The 23,431-nt window shown below is 31.2% G+C and carries 18 protein-coding genes; 2 read left to right on the top strand and 16 right to left on the bottom strand.

The annotated features are described in order from the left end of the window. Positions 1–32: 32 nt before the first annotated feature. The 11 genes from HYG85_RS12585 to HYG85_RS12535 form a co-directional block, all read right to left on the bottom strand. Positions 33–1,022, bottom strand: coding sequence for an AIR synthase family protein (locus tag HYG85_RS12585; RefSeq protein WP_113673262.1), 990 nt, complete (start codon positions 1,020–1,022; stop codon positions 33–35). Next, positions 988–2,772: a VanW family protein gene (locus HYG85_RS12580; protein WP_212689939.1), complete on the bottom strand. Its 1,785-nt coding sequence runs from the start codon at positions 2,770–2,772 to the stop codon at positions 988–990. Before HYG85_RS12580 ends, HYG85_RS12585 begins: the two co-directional genes overlap by 35 nt. A 214-nt stretch (positions 2,773–2,986) precedes the next feature. Then, a complete protein-coding gene (locus tag HYG85_RS12575; protein WP_113673260.1) occupies positions 2,987–3,490 on the bottom strand; it encodes a flavodoxin domain-containing protein in 504 nt (167 codons plus the stop codon). Between the two features lie 458 nt (positions 3,491–3,948). Continuing rightward, positions 3,949–4,515, bottom strand: coding sequence for an S-layer homology domain-containing protein (locus HYG85_RS12570; RefSeq protein WP_193774523.1), 567 nt, complete (start codon positions 4,513–4,515; stop codon positions 3,949–3,951). Positions 4,516–4,660: 145 nt separating this feature from the next. Beyond that, positions 4,661–5,650 (bottom strand): 3-deoxy-7-phosphoheptulonate synthase, encoded by a 990-nt coding sequence (gene aroF, locus HYG85_RS12565; protein WP_212689938.1) that lies wholly within the window; start codon positions 5,648–5,650, stop codon positions 4,661–4,663. A gap of 1,066 nt (positions 5,651–6,716) precedes the next feature. Continuing rightward, positions 6,717–8,423 carry an extracellular solute-binding protein gene (locus tag HYG85_RS12560; RefSeq protein ID WP_212689937.1) on the bottom strand — a complete coding sequence of 569 codons (1,707 nt, stop codon included), beginning with the start codon at positions 8,421–8,423 and terminating at the stop codon, positions 6,717–6,719. A gap of 74 nt (positions 8,424–8,497) precedes the next feature. After that, entirely contained in the window at positions 8,498–9,388 is an 891-nt protein-coding gene (locus HYG85_RS12555) for a carbohydrate ABC transporter permease (protein ID WP_212689936.1), read from the bottom strand. A gap of 32 nt (positions 9,389–9,420) precedes the next feature. After that, positions 9,421–10,374 (bottom strand): ABC transporter permease, encoded by a 954-nt coding sequence (locus HYG85_RS12550; protein WP_212689935.1) that lies wholly within the window; start codon positions 10,372–10,374, stop codon positions 9,421–9,423. Between the two features lie 84 nt (positions 10,375–10,458). Beyond that, complete coding sequence (locus HYG85_RS12545) at positions 10,459–13,422, bottom strand: endo-beta-N-acetylglucosaminidase (protein ID WP_212689934.1); 2,964 nt, start codon at positions 13,420–13,422, stop codon at positions 10,459–10,461. A gap of 139 nt (positions 13,423–13,561) precedes the next feature. Then, positions 13,562–15,151: a response regulator transcription factor gene (locus tag HYG85_RS12540; protein WP_212689933.1), complete on the bottom strand. Its 1,590-nt coding sequence runs from the start codon at positions 15,149–15,151 to the stop codon at positions 13,562–13,564. Positions 15,152–15,164: 13 nt separating this feature from the next. Continuing rightward, the gene (locus HYG85_RS12535) at positions 15,165–16,961 is read right to left on the bottom strand and encodes a sensor histidine kinase (protein ID WP_212689932.1); all 1,797 of its coding nucleotides are present in this window, start codon (positions 16,959–16,961) and stop codon (positions 15,165–15,167) included. A gap of 259 nt (positions 16,962–17,220) precedes the next feature. On the opposite strand from HYG85_RS12535, the gene pheA reads away from it, so the two are divergent. Both pheA and HYG85_RS12525 read left to right on the top strand, forming a co-directional pair. Beyond that, positions 17,221–18,042 (top strand): prephenate dehydratase, encoded by an 822-nt coding sequence (pheA, locus tag HYG85_RS12530; RefSeq protein WP_212689931.1) that lies wholly within the window; start codon positions 17,221–17,223, stop codon positions 18,040–18,042. Positions 18,043–18,373: 331 nt separating this feature from the next. After that, positions 18,374–18,982, top strand: coding sequence for a hypothetical protein (locus HYG85_RS12525; protein WP_212689930.1), 609 nt, complete (start codon positions 18,374–18,376; stop codon positions 18,980–18,982). Positions 18,983–19,011: 29 nt separating this feature from the next. Here the strand turns inward: HYG85_RS12525 and HYG85_RS12520 are convergent, their stop codons facing one another. The 5 genes from HYG85_RS12520 to HYG85_RS12500 all read right to left on the bottom strand — a co-directional run bounded on the left by HYG85_RS12520 (position 19,012) and on the right by HYG85_RS12500 (position 23,424). After that, complete coding sequence (locus HYG85_RS12520; protein WP_212689929.1) at positions 19,012–19,719, bottom strand: 3'-5' exonuclease; 708 nt, start codon at positions 19,717–19,719, stop codon at positions 19,012–19,014. Positions 19,720–19,746: 27 nt separating this feature from the next. Then, positions 19,747–20,127: an Hpt domain-containing protein gene (locus HYG85_RS12515; protein ID WP_212689928.1), complete on the bottom strand. Its 381-nt coding sequence runs from the start codon at positions 20,125–20,127 to the stop codon at positions 19,747–19,749. Positions 20,128–20,155: 28 nt separating this feature from the next. Beyond that, a complete protein-coding gene (gene udk, locus HYG85_RS12510; RefSeq protein ID WP_113673247.1) occupies positions 20,156–20,773 on the bottom strand; it encodes a uridine kinase in 618 nt (205 codons plus the stop codon). 182 nt (positions 20,774–20,955) lie between these two features. After that, positions 20,956–21,612 carry an endonuclease III gene (nth, locus tag HYG85_RS12505; RefSeq protein ID WP_212689927.1) on the bottom strand — a complete coding sequence of 219 codons (657 nt, stop codon included), beginning with the start codon at positions 21,610–21,612 and terminating at the stop codon, positions 20,956–20,958. 66 nt (positions 21,613–21,678) lie between these two features. Continuing rightward, entirely contained in the window at positions 21,679–23,424 is a 1,746-nt protein-coding gene (locus HYG85_RS12500; RefSeq protein ID WP_212689926.1) for a B12-binding domain-containing radical SAM protein, read from the bottom strand. Positions 23,425–23,431 lie beyond the last annotated feature (7 nt).

The following is a 23,431-nucleotide window of genomic DNA, read 5'->3' as shown; positions in this document are numbered from 1 at the left end:
TATAGTCCCTCCACTTTCATTTATTTATTAATCTAGGCATTAATAACTTTATACAATTCATCTGTCTTTGGTGGGGTCAATGCTCTTCTGGTATCAGATTGAATAACTATCTTATCTTTTCCTTCTACTATTTTACCTATTACTGAACCAGCAATTCCTGCTTTTTCTAACTTTTCTACCAGCAGTTCCCCATTATATGTAGTAATAATCATACATCCACTAGAAATTAATTTATAAGGATTCAGATTATAATATTCGCATATCTCAATGGTTTCTTGTTTAATAGGAATATCTTCAAGTTTAACTTCTAAACCTACGTTAGAACAAGCGGCGACTTCCCATAAAGCTCCAAACACACCACCTTCTGTTACATCATGCATGGATGTGGCTCCATATTCCACTGCTATTTTTGCTTCTTCTACAACAGATATGTAATCACCTAGCTTCATTGCATTATCAATAAGATCTGAATTAAAATGTTCTCTTAGCTTATCCTCATTATCTTTAGTAATAATTGCAGTACCTTCAAGTCCTGCCCACTTTGTTATAACTATGTCTTGTCCCACTTCTGCTTTTCCTGTTAGGACTAGCTTGTTTTCATGGGCTTTACCAATTCCAGTTACTGAGATAATAGGCTTATTCACTGCATTAGTTACTTCTGTATGACCGCCCATTACCTCAATATTTAATAGATTACATTGATAATTAACATCTTTCATGATTTCTTTCAATTCTTCTTCCATAAAACCTTCTGGAAGAAGTAATGTAAGTAAGATGCCTACAGGTTCAGCACCACTAGAAGCTAAGTCATTGGCTGTTATGTTAACAGCTAGTGAACCAATATCCTTTACTGCACCTGTTATAGGATCAGTGGATACAACACATACTTCATCTTTATCAAATTTTATTGCTGAGCAATCTTCACCAACATTAGGTCTAACAATGACTTCATCTCTATGTGTACTAAGTTGTTTAAATATAGATCTCTTAAGTACTGTCTCCGGTACTTTTCCCAGCTTCATCTTTATCGACTCCTTCGTCTGTAGCTTCTTCATTTTTTTCCATATCTTCTATGTTTTCTGAATCTTCTTGAATCGAAACAGTATCATCTATGGCTTTTTCTAATTCTTCTTCTGAATTATTATCCATCTTATCATCTGAAATACTATTTTCAGTATTCTTTTCTATATCTTCTTCTACATCTTTTTCTATATCTATTTTTATATCTTCTTCTATATCTTCTACAATTTCTTCTTCCATTTCTTCAGTACCTTTTACAGTATCTTCAGTAATTTTTTCATCATCATCTATAGTCTTCAATGTTTCTACTGTTTCTTCTTCCTCTATTACATTAGTCGCTTCCATAGTTTCAACAGGTTCATTTGCTTCAGCTACCTTTTTCTTGCCTACTCTTATTATAGCACCAACTGGCTTATAATAACTGGTATTTACTAATTGTTTATCCGTTAATTTATCATTTACATAAATTAATTTATATAATTTTACTTTATAACCATTTATTGCTTTTCTTTTTGTAACCTTTGCACCTGGTGCCAAGGAACTATCTGTTATATAAGTAGCTTTTGGTGGAGATATCTTTTGAATGATTTCTGATTGGAATTTAATCTTTCTGCTACTATTTCTCTCGTCGTTACCAAATAATCTCATACAGAGTTTACCACCATATACAAAACTTTCAATATATATTGGATAGTTGCTACTGTTTTCAAAAACAAAATCCACATGACTACCTGACATTGTAGCATCTTTGCCTTTTTCTATATAAGATACTGGCATAGAATGATTTTGTCTTTCAATTACTTTCAGTTCTGCCATTAGAACAGCATTATATAGAGTAGTAGCTACTTGGCATATTCCTCCACCAAGACCATCTTTTACTTCGCCTGAAATGATTATAGGGGCTTCTCTATACCCATTTTTTGAACTTATAGGACTTATTGCTACATGGGTAGCAAAGTCTTGACCAGGATATAAAATGGTTCCATTTATTTTATTACACGCAATTCTTAGATTCTGAGTTCTTGCTTTATTATTATTGTGTGCAGTGCTATATTCACCTATTACTTCTTTTATATTGCTATAATATTCTTTGGTGTATTTTGGTTTTGTTACCTCAACAACAAGTTCTAATTCTTGTTTAAAATTGTCAATCGCATTTTTTAGATTGGCTACGTTCGTATCAACATTCAATTTTAAGCCATTAACTTCTTTGTCTATAATAAATTCACTATTTTTTCTATGTATTATAGCATTTTTTGGCTCTATATTAAAGTCATTTTTGATAGAACTAACAAATTCTTTTATTTTCTCTTCATTATATACGTTTTCTACACTATAATCAATTTTATCTTCTTTTAATTTATTAATTTTATTATATCGTTCTTTTAATTTCCCTGTCTTGAATAGATTATAGGCTTTATCTACAATTTCTATATAATTGGATTTGAATTCAAAGTAATTATATGGTTTAGTATATATCTTATCTTCATATGATATTTTTATTTCTTTATCAAATATTTTTTCATCGATAATCACTTTCATTTTGTCTAATGCTTCTTCTTTAGATAAACCACCTATGTCTATCCCCTCAATACTTATTCCTTCGTAGATGACATCTCTTTTTACAACCTTTTCCATATTTTTGTATCTTATAAAAAAATAGCATGCTAAAGCGACAATAACTACTATTATAGTGATTATTGTTACTAGTAACCATTTTCTTTTTTTCTTATTATTCTTTGGTTCCTCCATTAGAGCATCCTCCCTCTATATAAATTCTAACCCTTATTATAATTTATTTTTTCTTTTGTAAAAAAATGATATATTAGTAAATTTTGTGAATGCATAAGTTGTACTTTTTTATCATATCTTTTGGATAAATATCATTACAAATAATAAGTCTATATATACATAACTTAAGATGTATATATAGGCTTACTAGATGCATTAATCATAAAGCTATACGCTAAATAAACCTATTAAGTGATTTACCATATTCTCTGCATTTTTTCTCATTCAATTTACTATAACTACCTGTGGGTTTTGAAATAGAATTCATATAACTATTTACACTCTCTAACTCTTTGGAACTTAACTCGCTATTGTCGATTTCTCCTGCAAATACTGCAGTTTGATTAACTTCTCCTGGAATGATATTAGTAAACGCCTCAATATTCATTTCTCTTTTTGATCTTACTTCATTATCAGAAGAAACTACAAAGACAGATTTTTTCTTGTTTTCCAGCTGGTCTTTATTTCTATTGATAAAACTACTCATTTCTGGAAGAGGTTCGTGTTCATATATAGGTGTTCCCAATATAATATAATCATAATTTAGATTATGAACGTTATTTACATTTAGTACATCTACATTTCCTCTGATCTCTTTTCCAATCCAGTGCGCTATTTTTTCGGTACTCCCATGTTTGGAAGCATATGCAACAAGTACATCAGATGTAACATTACGCATATCAAAACAACTCCTTATTTAATTATATTAATGATTCTACTTATTTTAGTGCTTTTATTTATTTTGTCCAATATAAAATCTAATATACACTTATCCCTCTTAAGTATTTTAACACTAATATAAAAAAAATATTGGAAAATTATGTAATTAAAATCAAACTATTTTTTGTAGAATATACTATAAAACAATTGAATAATATGTTTTATGGGAAATTGAGGGTTTAATTATCAACCTAACAGTCGCGAAAATAGTATAGGGGAATATTTCGTCAGCAAATTAAACGTCCATGTTTAACATTGCTGAGTTCGCCGTCCATGGCTCACTGCTCCATATTCCCCTATACTATTTACGCTCGATATTACTAAATATCATTTATAATAATAAAAAACAGACTCTTGGTAGCTGTTACTGATGTTTACATCAGCAGGCTTAACAGAGTCCATTTATTATTTAATATTTTATTTATTAAGATTAACTAATATGGTATCCCATATTAAGACACTTACTTCACCTCTAGTGACTTTTCTTCTTATATCTCCGTTGTTCTCTTGAGGGATGATACCTATTTCTTTTGCTCTATCAATATAGTTGGTTGGCCATTCTCCTTCAAGATTATCATTTTTACCTAATGCATTAACCAATATGGTTACAACTTCTGCATAACTTATATTATCAAGTGGTCTGAATGTTCCTCCAGTATCTCCTACAATCAACTTTAATTTATAAGCTTTTTGTATATCTGGAACAGCCCAATAATCGGCTTTTACATCACTAAATTGTTTCCCTTCACCTGGTACTTCTTTGTCGCTATAGCCTAATGCTCTTACTAGGAGAGCTGTAACTTCTGATCTTCTAATATTATTATCCAATGCAAGTGTACCATCAGTATAACCTTTTAAAAGTCCAAGTGTATGTAACTGATCCCCTGCATAGTTTTGTCTATCAGTAGCTGCTGATGCAGGAACAGCTGCTATATTTAAAGTTACCAGAATACTTACTAACAATATTACTATCTTCTTATTCACTAATATCCCCCTTACTGTCATTTTAGACTGTTTAATAATTATTTTTCCACCTCTAAGTTACATCATATTCATTTAGGTAACATAATTATAGCATACTTTTCCAATTGGTAGGTTACCAAATCATAACATTTTCATCTCAGTATAATTAAACGATCTTCAACTCATCCATTAGTTCCTTGAATTTTGATGGTTTTAATGATTGAGCTCCATCACATAAAGCGCATTCTGGATTATTGTGTACTTCTATCATAAGACCATCTGCTCCTACTGCGACAGCTCCTTTTGATAAAGGTCTTACCATTTTCCATTTACCAGTTGCATGACTTGGGTCAACAATGATAGGTAGATGGCTTATTTCTTTTATAACAGGTATTGCACTTAGATCAAGAGTATTTCTAGTATATGTTTCAAAAGTACGTATACCTCTTTCACATAAAATTACATCTTCATTTCCCTCTGACATGATATATTCAGCAGCCATTAACCATTCTTCAATAGTAGCACTCAAACCTCTTTTCAATAAAACAGGTTTTCCTAATTTTCCTGCTTTTTTAAGAAGCGCGAAGTTCTGCATATTTCTTGCTCCTATTTGAATTACATCTGAATATTTGGCAACTACATCTATTGTATCTAAACAGATTGCTTCTGTTACAATAGGTAGACCTGTCTCTTCACTTGCCTTCTTTAACAATTTTAATCCATCTTCACCAAGTCCTTGGAAACTATATGGTGAACTTCTAGGTTTGTAAGCCCCTCCACGAAGTAAAGTAGCTCCTGCTCTTTTAACATCTCTGGCAACCTCTATCATTTGTTCCTCAGTCTCAACAGAGCAAGGACCTGCTATGATAGTTAGATTATCTCCACCTACTTTTGTATTCCCAACGGTAATTACTGAGTCTTCTGGATGGAATAGTCTACTTGCCAATTTGAAAGGATGCTGTACTCTCATTACTTTTTCTACATCATCATAAACTTCTATCTGCTCTTTATTTAATTTGCTTGTATCTCCAATCAATCCTAATATACTGTAGTTCTGCCCAATTGTTTCATGGACACCTAATCCCATATCTTCTAACTTTTTAATTAATTTATCAATATTTGCTCTTGGTGTTTTAGCTTTCATTACTATAACCATTTGTTATTCCTCCATTCATATTTATAAAGCTCTTATTTATAAAACAACAGTTGATTTACTTATAATAAATACTTTGCGCATAGTATTCTTAATTAATATATAAAAAAAAGAAGCTCCTAAGAGCTTCTTTAAATTTCATCATTTAAAAATTCGTTATTAGCTTCTTATAATAGTTTTTCTCAAATACATTCAATTTTTTTAATGCAAAATAACCAGCGCTAAAAAAGTAAAAGCCCCAGCTAAAAAAGTAAAAATAATATGAATTTGAGTTTAGGTTCTTATTTAAATCTATCATAATATCACTTCTTATTCTATATTTTATATTTTATAATTTCGTAGTATTGTTTTAAAAATTGTTTTATTAGTTCTTAACTATATAGAATAAAAGGGTAAATGTCAAGTTTTTTTTTATTTTTTTGTTAATTCCTAATAATTGGTAGAGATATAATATTGGTAGGCAACAGTCGCTCCAATAGTATAGGGGAATATTCCGTCAGCCCATTAAACGTCCATGTTTAAAGGGCTGAGTTCGCCGTCCATGGCTCACTGCTCCATATTCCCCTATACTATTTACGCTCGATATTTCAATCATGTTTTCAATATGCCTCAATAATACATGTTAAAAAATCAAACTAAGAACTAGTTATTAATTCTTGGTTTCCGATTGTCTACAAAGTCTATTATTTAACTTTATTGAAAAGATTTATTTAATTATTACGCTAATTGATAGATTTCTGACCATATAATATTCTCCAATAACGGAATAACTATGAAACCGAGCAGTAAAGATTTTATAGGCTAAAATCACTTTTTAACTGTCTAAAGAGTGGTAAATGTAAAGAAAATCATATATAGTGATAATAACGACCTTTACGGCTTGTTGCCATCCCTTATAAACAGCTAGAAGCAACAAACGTAACGAGAGTAATTATCACTATATATGATTTCAATATACCACCGTTGTCTATTTTAGTCCCAAACCAAGAACTTATATTTAATCCTTGGTTTAACTTGACAACTTAACTTTTTAATAATTCTTTTAATATAATACTTTAAAACAAACTCCTTAGAATAAAACTTTATCATCTCTTTTATCTGCTTCACTGTTGATGAATTCTTCGTATTCTAGGATTCCCCCATCAATTAAGTATTTACAATATTCATCAATAATCTTTTTAGCTTCTTCGTCTGATGAAGCGAAGTATGCTCTTTCCCTGTAGTCACGCCATAGATCTCCGTTTAATAGTTCATTGATTTCATCTTTCTTTTCGTAGTTATTTATGAAGTTGCTGGCTCTATAACCTTCTACAATTGTGTCAGGGACGATATCTTTGATGATATGTTCATAAGCTGCATCAGGTATTTCTGATTCACCTGGAGTAAATTCACCCCATTCACTTATATATGGATAGAGCGAGATAAATTCTCTGTATTCTCCTTGAATACCTGTTTCTGTCTTGAGATTACCCTCCTTATTCATATCAATATATTCTTTTTTCATCTTTGGTTTTCCCTCAACCATATCATAATGTACGCCTTCAAGTCCATAAAAAGCTAACAGCTTACCTTCTTTACTATTTAGATAGTTAATAGCTTTTATGGCTGCTTCTGCTATTTTTTCATCTGTATCTGCTGGTATGAACCATGCAGGTGATCCTGCTCTACCTTTTAATGCATTACCGCCAGTTTGTCCTCTGCTGTTTTTGATTGGACCTACTGGAACATATTCCATTTCTGGATGCTCTTTGTATAAAGTGTTTTTATAAAAATCTTTTTGATGGAAATAGTGAACTCCATGTAGAGCATATTTACCGACAGCATGTTTTTCTTTTGCTATAGTATCATTTTGTCTAAAAGCTTCAGGGTCAAATAAGCCTTCAGATACTAATTTTCTCATAAATAATATCTCATCAACAACTAATGGACCTCTTCTATCTACAATAGCTTTATCTGTATCAGGATCTACCCAGAATCCACACATATAACCAGTGTGATATGAACGTGTTAATTGATTATAATCCCATCCATTGTGCCAGTTACCTGCTGGAATCACAGGATTTCCATTAGCATCTTGGAAATCTCCCTCTTTTACTTCTTTCAAGAACTCATATATTTTTTCTGAGTGGTCAAAATCTTCTGGTTTCCAACCTAGATCTTCCATGATGTCCTTACGTACATATACGCAGTATCCCCAGTTTTTGTTGTCTTCTGGTGTAGCAGGTAATTGATACGGGATAACATATGTATGTCCGTCAAATTCCTTGCAGTAAATATCGTTTTCCAGAAAATCTTTGGCACATCCTTTTTCGAATTCCTTGATATTTGGACCGTATTCGTCAAGTAAATCTTCTAGAGGCATTACCATACCTTGACTACTGGCTCTTTTAATTATTGCAGTTTCTCCTCCATTACCGCCCCAATAAGGTGCAGTAACCAAATCATAAGGAACATCCCCTGATGAGAACATCATATTGAGATTCTCTGATTCTGAGGAAGTGGCATATTCAATATCAAGAATTACACCTGTTTCTTCCAAAAGTTTTTTTGCTACTACATTATCATAATGGTCTCTTGGCGCATTACCACTTGAACCATTCCAGCAAGAGAACACTTTAACCACTATTGGCTCCTTATTATTATCAGCTTCATTCTTACTACCATCATCAGTATTGGTTATATTAGTTTCCTTATCTTTGCTACAACCTGTGAAAATTGAAAAAGTCAACATAATTACCATTACTGTACAGAAAAATCTTTTCATATTTCTTTTCATGTGAAAACCTCCCTAAATTATTTTATATATCTATCTAACCATTACAAAATAAAATGCAATGGATAAATACTTAATTACCCTTTTATTGAACCTATCATAATACCTTTGACAAAATATTTTTGCAAAAACGGATAAACACATACTATTGGCAGAGTGATTATCATTAGAAATGCCATTCTCAGGGCTTCTGGCGTTGTCTTAGCACGACTAATATTATAATTCATGTTCTTCGTATCAGTAGCTTGCTCAAAATTGGTTTCACTAAGTATTTTCTGTAATATTGTAGCTGCTGGTTTTAGTTTTTTATCAGATACAAAGAATGCACCTACAAACCAATCATTCCAATGTCCAACTCCATAGAATAATGTTATTGTTGCAATCATAGGAAGAGAAAGGGGCAAATATATCTTCAGGAATATCTTCAATTCCCCACATCCGTCTATAGTGGCAGATTCCCTTAATTCCTCTGGTATGGTCTGGAAATATGTTCGCATAATTATAATATTGAAAAACTGGTATAGGTACGGTAATATGTAAATCCATATGCTGCTTGTCAAACGAAGACTTCTAAGTAATATGAAAAATGGTATTAATCCGCCAGTAAATATTGTTGTAAAGAAAAAGAAGAATGTTATAATCCCTTTTCCAGGCAGATCCTTTCTAGATAGTGCATATCCTGCTAAGGCTGTCAGGAATACGCACAGAAACGTTCCAACAACAGTACGAAATATTGAAACACCGAAGGCATTAAGTATTAATGGATCTTCAAAAGCTTTTATATAATTATCAAGTGTAAAAACTCTAGGCCAGAAGTATAATCCACCCTTAAGTGCATCATATCCATCGTTTAAGGATAGTATCAATATGTAGAAAAAAGGGTAGAAGGTTACAAAACCTAATGCACTAAGAAGTGTATAATTAAGTACCTTAAATACTTTTCCTCCTGTAGATTGTTTCTCAACCATGTAAAATCACTCCAATCATTGTCATATGAAACCTACCAAAGAGATGTATTGGAAACTTTTTTTGCTATACGATTAGTCACAACAATCAATATGAGAGATACAATAGACTGAAACAATCCGACTACAGTAGCATAACTATATTGACCTTGCTGCAAACCAACCTTGACTGAATATGTTTCCAAAACCTCGGATACTGGGATTGTAGGCGGTTGCTGGAATAGAATAATCTGTTCGTATCCTGCTTTTAACAAACCGCTCATGCTCAATATGAACAATATCCCAACTGTAGGCATGATACCCGGTAAAGTGATATGAATCAGCCGTTTCCATTTGCTGGCTCCATCTATAGCAGCAGCTTCATATAACATAGGGTCTATGCTGCTAAGAGCTGCCAGATATATAATTGAATTAAATCCTATATTCTTCCATATATCAGAAGATATAATCACAATATAGAACCATTTTGCAAACCCTAAAAAGAATATTGGTTCTTTACCCATAGCCATTCTTATATCATTGAAAAGTCCTTGATGTGGAGATAAGAATTTGCTGAATATGGTAGCAACAACTACCCATGATACAAAATATGGTAAGTATGTTACCGTCTGGATTACTCGTTTAAACTTATTGATTCTAACTTCATTAAGCATTAATGCTAATATGATCGGTGCTGGAAAACCTAATAGCAGTTTCAAAAAACTGATGACAAATGAATTTCGTATCAATAATTCGAATTGGAAATAAGTAAAAAATTTTCTAACGTATTTTAATCCTACCCAGGGACTCATTAAAATCCCAGTATCAAATCTGAAGTCTTTGAAGGCTAAAGTTACCCCATACATTGGTATGTAACCAAAAACAAAGTAGAATACTATGGCAGGTAACAAAAACAGGTATAATATCTTGTATTTACATATTCTTTTCCATACTGATCTTTTATTACTTTTCACTATTTTTTTTGGTGCCTTTGCTGTCATTGTTTTCATTATCTTCCCCCTAAATTTGCAGGTTCAAGTATAAAAGAGGCTGTCATCAATATAAACCAGCCTCTTTTATAGATTAATTGTTTGTTAGAAGAAACTAGTTCTAAAAGATGATACACTGTTACACTCAGTAGAACCGTTACTATTGGTTCCAATAACTTTCCAATAATAGGTTGTTAATCTGTTTAGTGTTATATTAGATGTATAATTACTCTCATTAATATCTGATATATTTATCTCAGGGCTTACAAAATCATTATTATCATCAACAATAATCTGATAGCTGGAAGCATTCATTGAATCTCCCCAATCAAAATAAGTATTGTTGCGGGATATCCAGCTTGAACCATTAGCTGGAGATAATAAGTCAAAGCTTCCTGGTAATGTTGATGAGCCACTGTCTTTGTATCCCATTACTTGGAACTCATAAATACGTGCAGCTGAATCTCCTCCTGCATCTGTTATATATAATCTTACATAACTTGCAGATGTAAGGGCTATAGCATGATTACTGATTCCTGATGTATTACCCTTCATATCAACTACATCTGTCCAATTAGTTCCATCGTTGCTGACTTGTATTTTATAATCGCTTGTATTGTAGCCTGAGCCTTCTCCTCCTGCTTCAGCATGCTTGACAACAAACTCGCTAAGAACATATTCTGAACCAAGCTCTACTACCAGCCAATGAGGTTCTGATCCTGTTGCACACCATTTAGTACTTACTGTATTATCAACTGCTCCTGATGGTTCTTCTCCTGAAACGAAGGTATCTGCTGTAGCGTTTTTGGAAACAGCTATATTACTTACTGTTATGTCATTAGAAACTACAATCAATTCTTCCTTAGTCTCAACATCTTCTCCCATTTCATTAGTTGCTGTTAAAGTTACATTGTAAATACCTTCAGTAATGTAAGTTACCTGTGGATTCTCTTCACTGCTGCTACTTGGTGAACCTCCTGTAAAATTCCAGGTAATTGACTGGGTAGCTTCTGTAGATTTATTATGAAATGTAACTGTTTCATTAGGCTTAATCAACGTCTTGCTTACTGTAAAATCTGCTACTGGAGTTGGATATGGTGGCCACTGAAACGATACATTAGCCACTTGACCATGATTATAATTCTTATCAAGTGCTATTACTTCTAGAGTTGTCTCAGTTTCATAACCATCACGTCGCAATTCTGACACATAATATGCATTATTAGGTGTAGCCCCAATAAATTCTTTTGTACTATCAGATTTCACTCTATAAACTTCATATACTTCAACATCCCCATCAAGTTTGTTCCATTTTAATCTTGCATCTGCATATAAACCTTCTCTAATGTCATTATTTACAATTGTCAACCCTGAAACTGGTTGAAGTATGCTTGAATCTGTATTTCTTATGGATATTTGCCCTACATTCATTGTGTAGTCTGCTATAGTAGTATCACTATCAAAATTTAATGATATCTTTTCTATTGTTTTACCGGCAAATCCACTTAATGATATTGTTTTTGTTGTCCACTCATTTGGTGTAGATACTCCTGCATCCAGATAAATAAATTGATCCTTATTATCTTCAAAAGAAATACCTACCTGCATATGTGATTCATTCAATGGTGTTTTATAAGTTATGTATAAGTTAGTGTTAGAATCTATTGGAAGATAAGTTTTGTAGAGCTTGAGATGTGTTGCATTATCATGACTTAACACACCACTTACTTTTAATGAACTTCCACCATAATATGCAGTTGTCCAGTCAATACTTGGATATAAAGGAGTACCAGTACTATCTGCAATCCATCTCCATGTAGGCAGAACATCCTGCAAGCTTCTGTTATTCCAATCTCTGTTACGCTTCACTTCTCCATTTACCGCATATATGTGTCCATTACCAGTATTAAAATTAGTTGTAAATGGAAGACTGTCAATTGGTGATTTTGCTATTATGTAATGAGCTATACCTTTCCAATAATCTGATGTGTCATTATTTCTTGGATCCCTGTTTTTTCCTACCCAAAAACGATTTGCCCTAGCATAGAAATCATCTCCATCTGAAGAACTTCTGAATGTCCAGTCAGGTCTATAGATTCCTATGGAAGTCTTAGCTTCCTGACCTTCTGGAAAAACTCCATCCCACTCAACATAGAATTGACCACTTGGTTCATTATAACCATTAGCCTCAGTATAAACTCCTGCATACACATCATACTGACTTCTACCTAGGCTGATAGCCTTATCACGTGATGAAGACATATCATTCCACCAATAGTTTGTAAAAAATCCATTAGTAACTACATGATTTCCGTCTTGGAAAAACATTTCATTATTGCTTGTAAGTGCATTTTCATATTGGATATTTCCATTTTTGCTCATTGAATCATACCAGTGAAGCTCCATTCCTTCTGGCTTATTATCCTGGAAATATTTCATGAACTCCTGCATCTGTTTTGCATCTGCCGAAGTAGCACCTTGAGTTTCTTCATGCATGAACCATCCATCAAATCCATAGTACTGTGCTACCTCAATAAGCTTATCTGCACCAGGGAATACCCCTGCAGGATTTTCTTGTATCATTTCTCTTACCCATTGTAATTGACCACCATAATAATCAGGCTGGAAATTGACACAACCTAAAACTTTAACTCCATTTTTATGAGCTGCATCTATTACGTCTGCACTAGGAGTAACGATTATACCTTCAGAAGCTGAACCACCCCACATGACTAATGAGTCCACATACTGCCAATAGTTGAATGTATACCTATCAAATACATCTGACCCTTGGGATGGATTATCACTTGTACTTGGATTCATAGTAGCCAATATCTGAATCTTTGGCTCTGCCATTGCATTACTATTAACCCCATCTCCAGTAAACCGGTTTTCCAAAGGAATTACTCCTCTATTAAACGCTGAATCCTCATCTGTCTCTGGTGTCCACTCCAGTAATTCATTTGGATACCAATATGATGCATAAGGCTGCTGTGCATTGGCGTTTTGTGTCACCATACAGAATGTCGCAAAAAAAGCTAGAACTAGAAATACTTTTAATTTCTTCATCACCATATCCTCCTTCATTATTCATTCAACATATATAGATTATATAAGTAAAAGACTAATAATCTAATGGATTTTTCTTAGGATACCATTGGACAAATCTCTAAGAAATATAAAATGGCTGTTCTCGTAACGTAAAATATTACGAGACAGCCCCATTCCTATACTCCATAGGAGTATAATTAAATTCTTTTTTGAACACTCTATAAAAGTATTGAAGATCGCTATAACCTACACTCTCGGCTATTTCTTCAACATTGATATTTGTCTCTCTAAGCATTCTGCACGCATACTCCAGCCTCTTCATTGTAATGTATTTAGTACATGTTACTCCTAATTGCTCCTTGAATATAGTAGAAAAATAATTAGGGTTGATTCCATATCTAGCCGCTAGACTTTTTACGTTGATCTTTTCTTCATAATGCATGTCAATGTATTTTGTAATTTCATCAACCAGTTCCCGACAATTTATAGGTGTCTTTTTATTTATTATCAGTCTATTCTCAATGAGTCTATATAGATATATTGAAATATCTTCTAGTCTATTGGCATAGTTCATAATATCATATTGTGATAAATCGTATTGAGTAACCTTCTGTATATCTACACTTGTAGAATATAATGTCTCATATATAGTATTTACTACCTCTGAATATAAGAAGTACAAGTTCCCAGCATTAGATTCTCTGAATCTATCTTTTGAAAATATTTCTTGTAGCAGTACTTCAACATTCTTGATATATCCTCTTTCAATATTTTTCTTTAGTAGCTTCAATTCATTTTTAGGGAACAAGAATTCATTTGATAAGTCAATATGCTCTCCAGTATAGATTTTATTAAGACCATAGATAAGTCTTAAATCAAGAGCTTTCTTGGCTGATTTATAAAGTTCATTATCAATAAGGGTAAGTATAGTACTGATACCTATGGTCTTGGAAATCTGCTCTCCAGATAAACAATCATAGAATAATTTTTTACTTATACTGTCACCAGTCAATTTTAACTTTTCTGCATCTCCCCATATCAGAATCAATATTTGATTCAGTATATCCATGTTATTGAATGCATAATAATTGTCTAAATGAATATTAGTAACCAGATAATCAAATATCTTAGTCTTCACGTCTTCAATGTCATAGTAATTATTTTTGCATTCACCTTTTACATCATAGTTGATATTCAGTATAATCAATTGATATTGGTTACTATTATACATAATAGGATAATTATCTTGTAAGAATTTACTGTCATGCTTTTTTGATTTTAATAAATAGTTCAGTTCATTTTCATAGGTCAATTTCTCATTACGTATCTTTATATTAATATTTTCTTTTGATAAGTTATTGTATTGTCTTTTTTCTTCTATACGAGAAATCACTTTATCAAGAGCTGACATTAGATCTTCATCTGTAGTAGGTTTCAAAAGATAACTCTTCACACCCATATTGATAGCCGCTTCAGCATATCGAAACTCTGAATAACCACTGATAATAATGAACTCTATGTGTTTATTGAATTCTTTTACCTTCTTTATCAATTCTATACCATCCATATCTGGCATACAGATGTCAGTAATGATTATATCAATATCATTGTCTTTTATTATTTCTATGGCTTCAATACCATTTCTAGCATCATGAATCTCTCCAAACGGCAAATCAACTTTTTTAAGTTTATGTACAAGACCTTTACGAATCCATTTTTCATCTTCTACAACTAATAAAGTATACATATCATGCCCCCCATCATAAATAAATCGGCAATTTGTAAATAACCTTAGTTCCTTTACCTATAACACTCTTTATTTCTATTCCATATTCATCTCCACAAGTCATTTTAATTCGCAAGTTCACATTCCTTAAGCCTATGCTCTTTCCTCGAGTTTGGTCTAGATTGAATGACATATCATTAATGAATTCATTTATCTCCGATAACATCTCTTCACTAATTCCAATACCATCATCGGTAACAGTCATCATCAGGTATTTTTTAACCACTTCAGCTTCTATTTTAATTGTACCTTTTTCCCTATTTCTAAAACCATATTTTATAGCATTCTCAACTATAGGCTGTAAAATGAACTTTAGTATCTTATATTTCTTGATTTCCTCACTTACATTAGTTATAATACTATATTTATCATCAAATCTGATATTCTGGATATCAATATAATTCCTAATATGATTTTCTTCTTGATAAAACATAACAAATTCTTCTGAATCCTTATTGAGACTGTATCTGAACATCTCTCCCAACTTTTGACTCATTATAGATATTTCATTACAGTCATAAATTTCAGCAATATAATTGATGGATTCCAATGTATTGTATAGAAAATGTGGATTAATCTGAAATTGTAGTGCAACCAGTTCAGCTTCCCTTTTTTCTATTTTTTCTATATAATTTTCTCTTATGAGTGATTTTATTTTTTCTATTGAACCATTAAAATAATTATCTAGTTCTCCTATTTCATCTTCACCAATAACATTTTCAGTTATTTCAAGGTCTCCTTTTTGAACCTTTAACATCTTTTTGTATAAAACCTGTATTCTGCTTGAAAATTTCTTAGAAAATAATATTGTTATCAAAATGACTAAAAAGGTTACGATGATACCATATATGACTATACTCTTGGTTTCATTTTCTATCACTTCATAAATGGAGGAATAATGGGTTACAAAGAAAACTCTCCAATTATACCGATTTACCTTTTTATAGAAAACTACATCTTTGTTTTGAAGCACTTGTCTATAAGTCAATGTATTGTTTTCTGTATGTAATGAATTGATTGTCTTCAATCCATCTTCTTTGTATTGTAAATCCCCTTCGTAATAGACTAATTTATTTTCATCATCTATTATATACAAACTGTTTTTATAATCATTGTCAGTCTTCTTATTAAGCCCAAACAATTCCCTATCCAATATATCTATTTTCAACAAACCTATGATATTCCATTTTTCACTGGCAATATCGATGATAGGTCTTACGATTGAAACTATGTTATCATCTAACGTTGGCACCTCATAGAAAAAAGTGGTCATTTCCTTACTGTCAACATTCATTTTATTTCCCCAGGGCTCTTCAGATATCATACTTATGTTAGAGACACTATGACCATCTCTAGGAAAATTAGGATCAAGAGAATACAGCATTATATTATAAATACCATTGACCCTCTTGCTTTTATACATTATATCTATATTCTTGGATATCTTTTCGTGTACTTTATTTACATCTTTTTGCTGCCATCTATCTGCTTCTGATAGAATTTTTTGAACTGAATCATTGACAATAATTCCCCAAGTCAGATTTTCATATACGTTCAATTTGAATTGAATACCATCTATGTATTTATTAAATAATTGTTCACTACTCTGAAATAATTGATGCTCTACTTGGTTATGAGTATTTTTATATGATGATATGCTGAATGTAATAATCGGTATCATACCAATAAAAATGATATACCACATTAATTTATAGAATATCTTCATATTTCTTATACTTTGGCTAATTGTTGTATACATTCGTCTTAGCATCATAATCACCATATTATAAATTTTCAATCACTATAATTATAAAATATTCTATTACATTTTTCAACAAAGACTATTTTAATGATTTATTAGAGTATATTGTACTAATAATACATATTATATTAATTAAAACTAAATATATAAACATTTGACTTTATACTAATGTTTCTGTATATTTATTAGTTAATACCCTTTATAAAATTAATATTAATTTAGTTAAGACTAAAATTCAATTATAAATATACCTGAATGGAGTGATTTCATGTCATTATTACGAGTAGGATTTCAAGGTGTTAAAGGCGCTTTTGGGGAAGAAGCATTATATAATTATTTTGGAGAAGAAGTTCATACAATAGCAGTTAAGAATTTTGAAGATATATGTACCTCATTAGAATCTGGAACAATAGAATATGGTGTACTTCCTATTGAAAATTCTTCTACAGGAGCTATTTCCGATGTTTATGATTTAATTAATAAGTATGAATGTCATATCGTTGGAGAAACCCATGTTAAAGTCAACCATAATCTTATGGGAATAAAAGGCTGTAAGATGGAAGATATAGAGGAAGTATATTCTCACCCCCAAGCATTTGAGCAAAGCAAGAATTACTTGAATAATTATAAATGGAAGCTTGTACCCTATTATAATACAGCCAAAAGCGCTGAATACATTATGAAGCAGGGAAATAAAAAAATAGCAGCAATAGGCAGTAAAAAAGCAGCTCAACTGTACAATCTAGACATATTAGCATCAAATATAAATTCTAATAATACCAATACTACACGTTTCATAATATTAGGAAAGAAATTAATGGTTAATGAAGATTGTAATAAAATCAGTGTAGTATTATCTACAGAACATAAAGCGGGAGCTTTGTATCACGTTCTAAAGCATTTTGCAGAAAACAATATCAATATGTTAAAAATAGAGTCCAGACCTAGGGGAAATACTCCTTGGGAGTATAATTTCTATATTGATTTTGAAGGTAATATCAATAATGACATCATTAGAAAAGCTCTTGAGAAGATGTCCAAGGATTGTCATCATTTCAAGATTCTAGGTAATTATAAACAATTCAATTAAAAACTATAAAAAGGGGACTATCGGTTAATACATCTCTCCCATAGTCCCCTGTGTTATTATCAAACGAATTTACGCTATAAATGGAATCAATGCTATTGCAACAGCACTGCCAACCATTATTGCAGTTATTACTATAGCTATTCTTTTCATAAATTTTCTATTTCTGAATATGTTCATCTTGTTCCCTCCATGAATAATAATTTATACCCTTTTTTATTTATATACTAGTTCTTTATATTCATAAACATTGAGTTACTACTAATTATATATTATAATAACACTATTAGTCAAAAGATAAAAGAAGTTATTTTTGACAAAACGAGGTGATATAATGCCAATACCAATTTTTTTATTATCATTCATCATACTAATTATTGTTATCAAATTAAAAATGACCCAAGCTGATAAAACAATAAAGAATACCAGTAAAACTTTTTGGGCAAGAGAAGAAAAGGCAATGTTCACAAGAAAAAAATCCCTTGAAAATCTTGATTATATTTATATTGATAAAAATGAATTACCTATCTTAACTAAAGAAGAGTGTTCTAATGACATAATATATACTCAAAATAAAGTTCTAGAATTATTAGAACATAAAATAGTCAATTTTCACGGCAAAACAAATACCGACCTTAAAATAGAGTACGGTACTGCCAATTTAGATACTCTTATCATGTATGAAGAACATTATACAATGCTTATAAAACATCTATACAAGTGGGGAAAGTTATTATACGAAAACAATCAAATAGACGCCGCCGTTCAGGTTTTAGAGATAGGCGTAAATATCAAAACTGATATCAGTAATCATTACATATTGCTTGGAAAATTATATAAAATAAAAAAAGATACTAAGAGCTTTAATTCCCTATACTCACAAATCAACAATACTGATTTTATGTTGAAGGATAAAATATTAAATGCTCTAAGCTCTTTATAATTTTTGATTATTTAATTCAATTTTTATATTTATTTTGCTCTACCATATGTATTAATAATATTATCTATAGCTCTACTGGCTTCACTTTTAGATAATTCGTCAATCTGCTTATCAAGGACTACATTATGTTTTCTTATTAGTGCAGCCAGATAAGCTTTTTGTTTATATGTAATTGCAGAAGTTTTCTTAGGTTTCCACAAGATTGGTTTTGGAATAAATAATTCCTTATTCCCTTCATAAAAATCCGTTTTAAGCTGATTATATAACTGATATGTAGCATATGCATCATTGAATGCACGATGACCATTTAGATAATCTATTCTATAGTAATCACATAAACAGCCCAATCTCCTGCTAGGCAAATCCTTTAATACCATTCTTGATATGGTCAATGTATCAAGGGCATTTTTTTCAAAAGTCATATTTAATTTTAGTGCATATGTTTTTATAAAGCTGAAATCGAATTTTATATTATGACCAAGTATATCAAATCCTTTACAAAAATCAATAAAATCCGGTAAGACAAAATTGATTGTAGGTTCATCCTTTACTAGTTCGTCAGTAATACCAGTAAGTGATACGATATTGTCAGGAATTGATATTTCTGGGTTTATTAGCTGATTGAATTCATCTACTACATTACCATCAACTATTTTAACTGCTCCAATTTCAGTAATTCTACTATCCATCGGGCTTATACCTGTAGTCTCTATATCAAATGCTACAAAGTTTTTCATAATGACACCTCAGTTCATGGCTAAAATTTATTTAGACTCATTAGTTCCATCAATACATTCTAAAATACTATTTATATCCTCTAAAACCACATGGACCTCTTGTTTAAAGGCATCTAGTAATTGTAAGTGTTTATTATCCTCATTTAAATAGGAATATTCAAGCTCCCTAGATATAATTTCCAGATTATTAGCTCCAAGATTACCACAAACCCCCTTTAAACTATGTGATAAAATTTTCGCTTCTGTATAGTTATTTTCTATGCCTAATGTTACCAGGTCATCATATGCATTAGCATACTTATTCTTAAAGCCTACTAGAATTATTTTATATAATTTTATTGAATTCCCCAATTTCCCCAGAGCACTTTCATAATCAATATTTTCAGCGTTTATATTAATAATACACACTTTTTAAATACCTCTCTTTTTATTAGGTTTACTCATTAAGTAGTGCTCTAATCTTATCAATGAGCATTGAACATGCCACCTCGTTATAACCACCTTCTGGTATAATAATGTCTGCATGTTTTTTACTTGGTTCCACGAATTCCTCATGCATTATCTTTACAGTGTTAAGATATTGGTCAATAACGGAATCGAGGCTTCTTCCTCTTTCCTTTACATCCCTAAGAACCCTTCTGATAATACGTACATCAGCATCTGTATCCACATACACCTTAATATCCAACAAATCCCTTAAGTCCTTGTTCTCAAATATTAAGATACCTTCAATAATAATTACTTTTTTTGGCTCTACTGTAACTGTTTCTTTTTCTCTCGTATGTTTCACAAAACTATAGATAGGACGTTGTATAGATTCACCATTCTTCAACTTGATTAAATCACTTATTAAAATATCCGTATCAAATGCATTAGGGTGATCGTAATTAAGCATTTTTCTCTCATCAAATTCAAGGTGAGCATTTGCCTTGTAATAATAATCATGTGTTAAAGCGACTACTTCGTTACCTAATACAGTTTTTAGTTTATTCACTAGAGTTGTCTTACCTGAACCAGTACCTCCAGCAATGCCAATTATTATTGGTTTTTCCATGTTCATCCTCCCTATCTTACCTTAAAAGCAAGCATGAAATATTTTATTTGATATAACACTAAAATAATATGTCATAACAAAATAATGACAAGTATTAAATTAGCTAATTATTCTTTTTATAACCTACATTATAGTATCATGATTTGAATGTTTTTACAATATCTTAGGGCATATAGGCTAATTTATTCATCAATAACATTAATCATATTCTCAAGTCCTGTTTTACAATAAGGTAGTAAAAAACATCTTTCACATTTTGGACTTCTAGCAGTACATATAGCTCGTCCATGAGCAATTACTTGGGTATTATATCTAATCCAATGCTCTTTTGGCAATATTTCCATCAAATCGAATTCTATCTTAACAGGGTCAGTATACTCAGTGAATCCTAATTTTTTTGATATACGTTTTACATGTGTATCTACAACTATGCTTGGGATATTATAGATATTTCCTCTAATTACATTAGCTGTCTTTCTCCCTACCCCTTGAAGTTTAACTAGTTTCTCTATATCCTTCGGGACTTGTCCATCATGTTGTTCTAATAATGTCCTACAACATCCAATAATGTTCTTAGCTTTATTTCTATAGAAACCAGTTGATCTAATATCTTGTTCCAGTTCACTTATATCTGCTTCAGCAAAATCTTTGACAGATGTGTATTTCCTGAATAAATCTTTAGTTACAATATTAACTCTATCGTCAGTACATTGAGCACTTAATATAGTAGCAATAAGTAATTGCCAAGGGTTTTCATGGTCTAAATAACATTTTATGTCTTTGGGATAATTCTCATCTAATAAGTTAAGAACCTTTTTTATCGTCTTATTATTTGCCATAAAAATTCTTCCTTTCTATTTTCTATTTCCTGGGAAATATTCCCATTTCCTGGGAAATATTGTAAATTAGATTATTACCTGAACATATTTAGCATTATTTCTAAATATATCTCTATTATGATAATCAAATAATACTGCTATTTCCCTGTGTTCTATCGGTTTCGAGAAATCATCCGCCCATTTTATGATGTTAATAGGAAATATTTCCAAATGTGCCATTCTACTAATCTGTTTGGAAGTATAATCTTGATAGTTTGGTAGGAACTTAATAATATTTTCCTCATTCTTATAAAAATCAATTATAGCTTCTTTATGATTATCATTACGTTCTAACCAATACGGAAATTTTTTGACCTTTTCCTGTAAGTACATATCAAATCGAAGAATATGCTTAATATTAACATCGTCTTTTTCTATAATATCATGATAGAATTCTAATAAAATTGTATACAGCTTAATCTTATTATGATTAACTCCATGATAATTGTTCTTCAACCAATACTTTGCTAAAGATTCATATAGGCTGAATGGTGTTTCAAAACTTCTCTCTATATATTTTATAGCAAAATAGAAATTTCCGCTATTATAATATATTTCCACCATCTCTTCTATCATCTTCAACTTCAGAACATCATCGTAAGTCAATTCCTTGGTTCTAAGTACCTCATAAGGTGCTTTATCTTTATACAGGATATCATATCTATCTGCATCCTTTTTCAGTCCTGAACCTTTTAATATTTTCAGAAAGCCTAATTGAAGCTGATGTGGCTTCAAATTATAGACATCATCAAATGACTTACCGAAGGAAATATAGTCTTCCCCAGGAAGCCCTGCTATTAAATCTAGATGTTGATGTATATTATTTCCCTTATTAATTTTACTAACAACATCTGAAAGTTTTTCAAAATTAGTTTTTCTCTTAATATTGCTTATTGTCACTTCATTAGTGGATTGCACTCCAACCTCAAGTTGAAATAGTCCTGGTCTTACTTTAGATAAAAAATCTATAGTCTCATCATCTAATAAGTCTCCTGATATTTCAAAGTGAAAATTGGTATATCCATTGTCATGTTCATGAAGATATTTCCAAATTCCTAGAGCGTGTTTTTTATTACAATTAAAGGTTCTATCAACAAATTTGACTTGTACTACTCTAGCATCAAGAAAACATTGTAATTCTTTCAATACAGTAGGCAAACTTCTAATCCTTACTCCTTTTTCAATAGAGGATAAACAGTATTGACAATTAAAAGGACATCCTCTAGATGATTCATAATAGATTATTTTATTTTCAAATGCCCCAAAACCTTCATCATAGACAAAAGGTAATTGATCCAGTCCAAGAGGCATACGTTGTGTATTTCTATATATTTCATTACCTTCTCTGTATATAATACCATCTATCATATTAATTGTACTTAATCCATCAACATAATGTCTCATAAGCTCATTGAAGGTTTCTTCCCCTTCTCCAACTATTATTACATCTATTTCCTTATATCTTTCCATTAATTCTGTTGAATCATAGGAAACTTCTGGTCCCCCAAGAATAATTGTTGTCTCTGGAGATATCTTTTTATAATCCTTTACCAAGGATTTAACTATTTCTATGTTCCATATATAACAGGAAATAGATAATATATCCGGTTTTTTCTTATATATCTCTTGTAGTATAAAATCGTATAGATTATTGATTGTGAATTCCACTGTTTCAATATTATCTTTATAATCTCTACAATATTTCTCCAAGTATCTTATTGCCAAGTTAGAATGAATAAACTTGGCATTTATCCCAACTAATAATACGTTCATGTATAAA

It is taken from the genome of Vallitalea guaymasensis (assembly GCF_018141425.1).
Lineage (GTDB): Bacteria > Bacillota > Clostridia > Lachnospirales > Vallitaleaceae > Vallitalea > Vallitalea guaymasensis.
This window is presented reverse-complemented; position numbering and strand designations above follow the sequence as displayed.

Coding starts and splice junctions, on each gene's coding strand:
- HYG85_RS12585 (WP_113673262.1), bottom strand. CDS start 1,022: ATGAAGCTGGGAAAAGTACCGGAGACAGTACTTAAGAGATCTATATTT.
- HYG85_RS12580 (WP_212689939.1), bottom strand. CDS start 2,772: ATGGAGGAACCAAAGAATAATAAGAAAAAAAGAAAATGGTTACTAGTA.
- HYG85_RS12575 (WP_113673260.1), bottom strand. CDS start 3,490: ATGCGTAATGTTACATCTGATGTACTTGTTGCATATGCTTCCAAACAT.
- aroF (WP_212689938.1), bottom strand. CDS start 5,650: ATGGTTATAGTAATGAAAGCTAAAACACCAAGAGCAAATATTGATAAA.
- HYG85_RS12560 (WP_212689937.1), bottom strand. CDS start 8,423: ATGAAAAGAAATATGAAAAGATTTTTCTGTACAGTAATGGTAATTATG.
- HYG85_RS12555 (WP_212689936.1), bottom strand. CDS start 9,388: ATGGTTGAGAAACAATCTACAGGAGGAAAAGTATTTAAGGTACTTAAT.
- HYG85_RS12550 (WP_212689935.1), bottom strand. CDS start 10,374: ATGAAAACAATGACAGCAAAGGCACCAAAAAAAATAGTGAAAAGTAAT.
- HYG85_RS12545 (WP_212689934.1), bottom strand. CDS start 13,422: ATGAAGAAATTAAAAGTATTTCTAGTTCTAGCTTTTTTTGCGACATTC.
- HYG85_RS12540 (WP_212689933.1), bottom strand. CDS start 15,151: ATGTATACTTTATTAGTTGTAGAAGATGAAAAATGGATTCGTAAAGGT.
- HYG85_RS12535 (WP_212689932.1), bottom strand. CDS start 16,961: ATGCTAAGACGAATGTATACAACAATTAGCCAAAGTATAAGAAATATG.
- pheA (WP_212689931.1), top strand. CDS start 17,221: ATGTCATTATTACGAGTAGGATTTCAAGGTGTTAAAGGCGCTTTTGGG.
- HYG85_RS12525 (WP_212689930.1), top strand. CDS start 18,374: ATGCCAATACCAATTTTTTTATTATCATTCATCATACTAATTATTGTT.
- HYG85_RS12520 (WP_212689929.1), bottom strand. CDS start 19,719: ATGAAAAACTTTGTAGCATTTGATATAGAGACTACAGGTATAAGCCCG.
- udk (WP_113673247.1), bottom strand. CDS start 20,773: ATGGAAAAACCAATAATAATTGGCATTGCTGGAGGTACTGGTTCAGGT.
- nth (WP_212689927.1), bottom strand. CDS start 21,612: ATGGCAAATAATAAGACGATAAAAAAGGTTCTTAACTTATTAGATGAG.
- HYG85_RS12500 (WP_212689926.1), bottom strand. CDS start 23,424: ATGAACGTATTATTAGTTGGGATAAATGCCAAGTTTATTCATTCTAAC.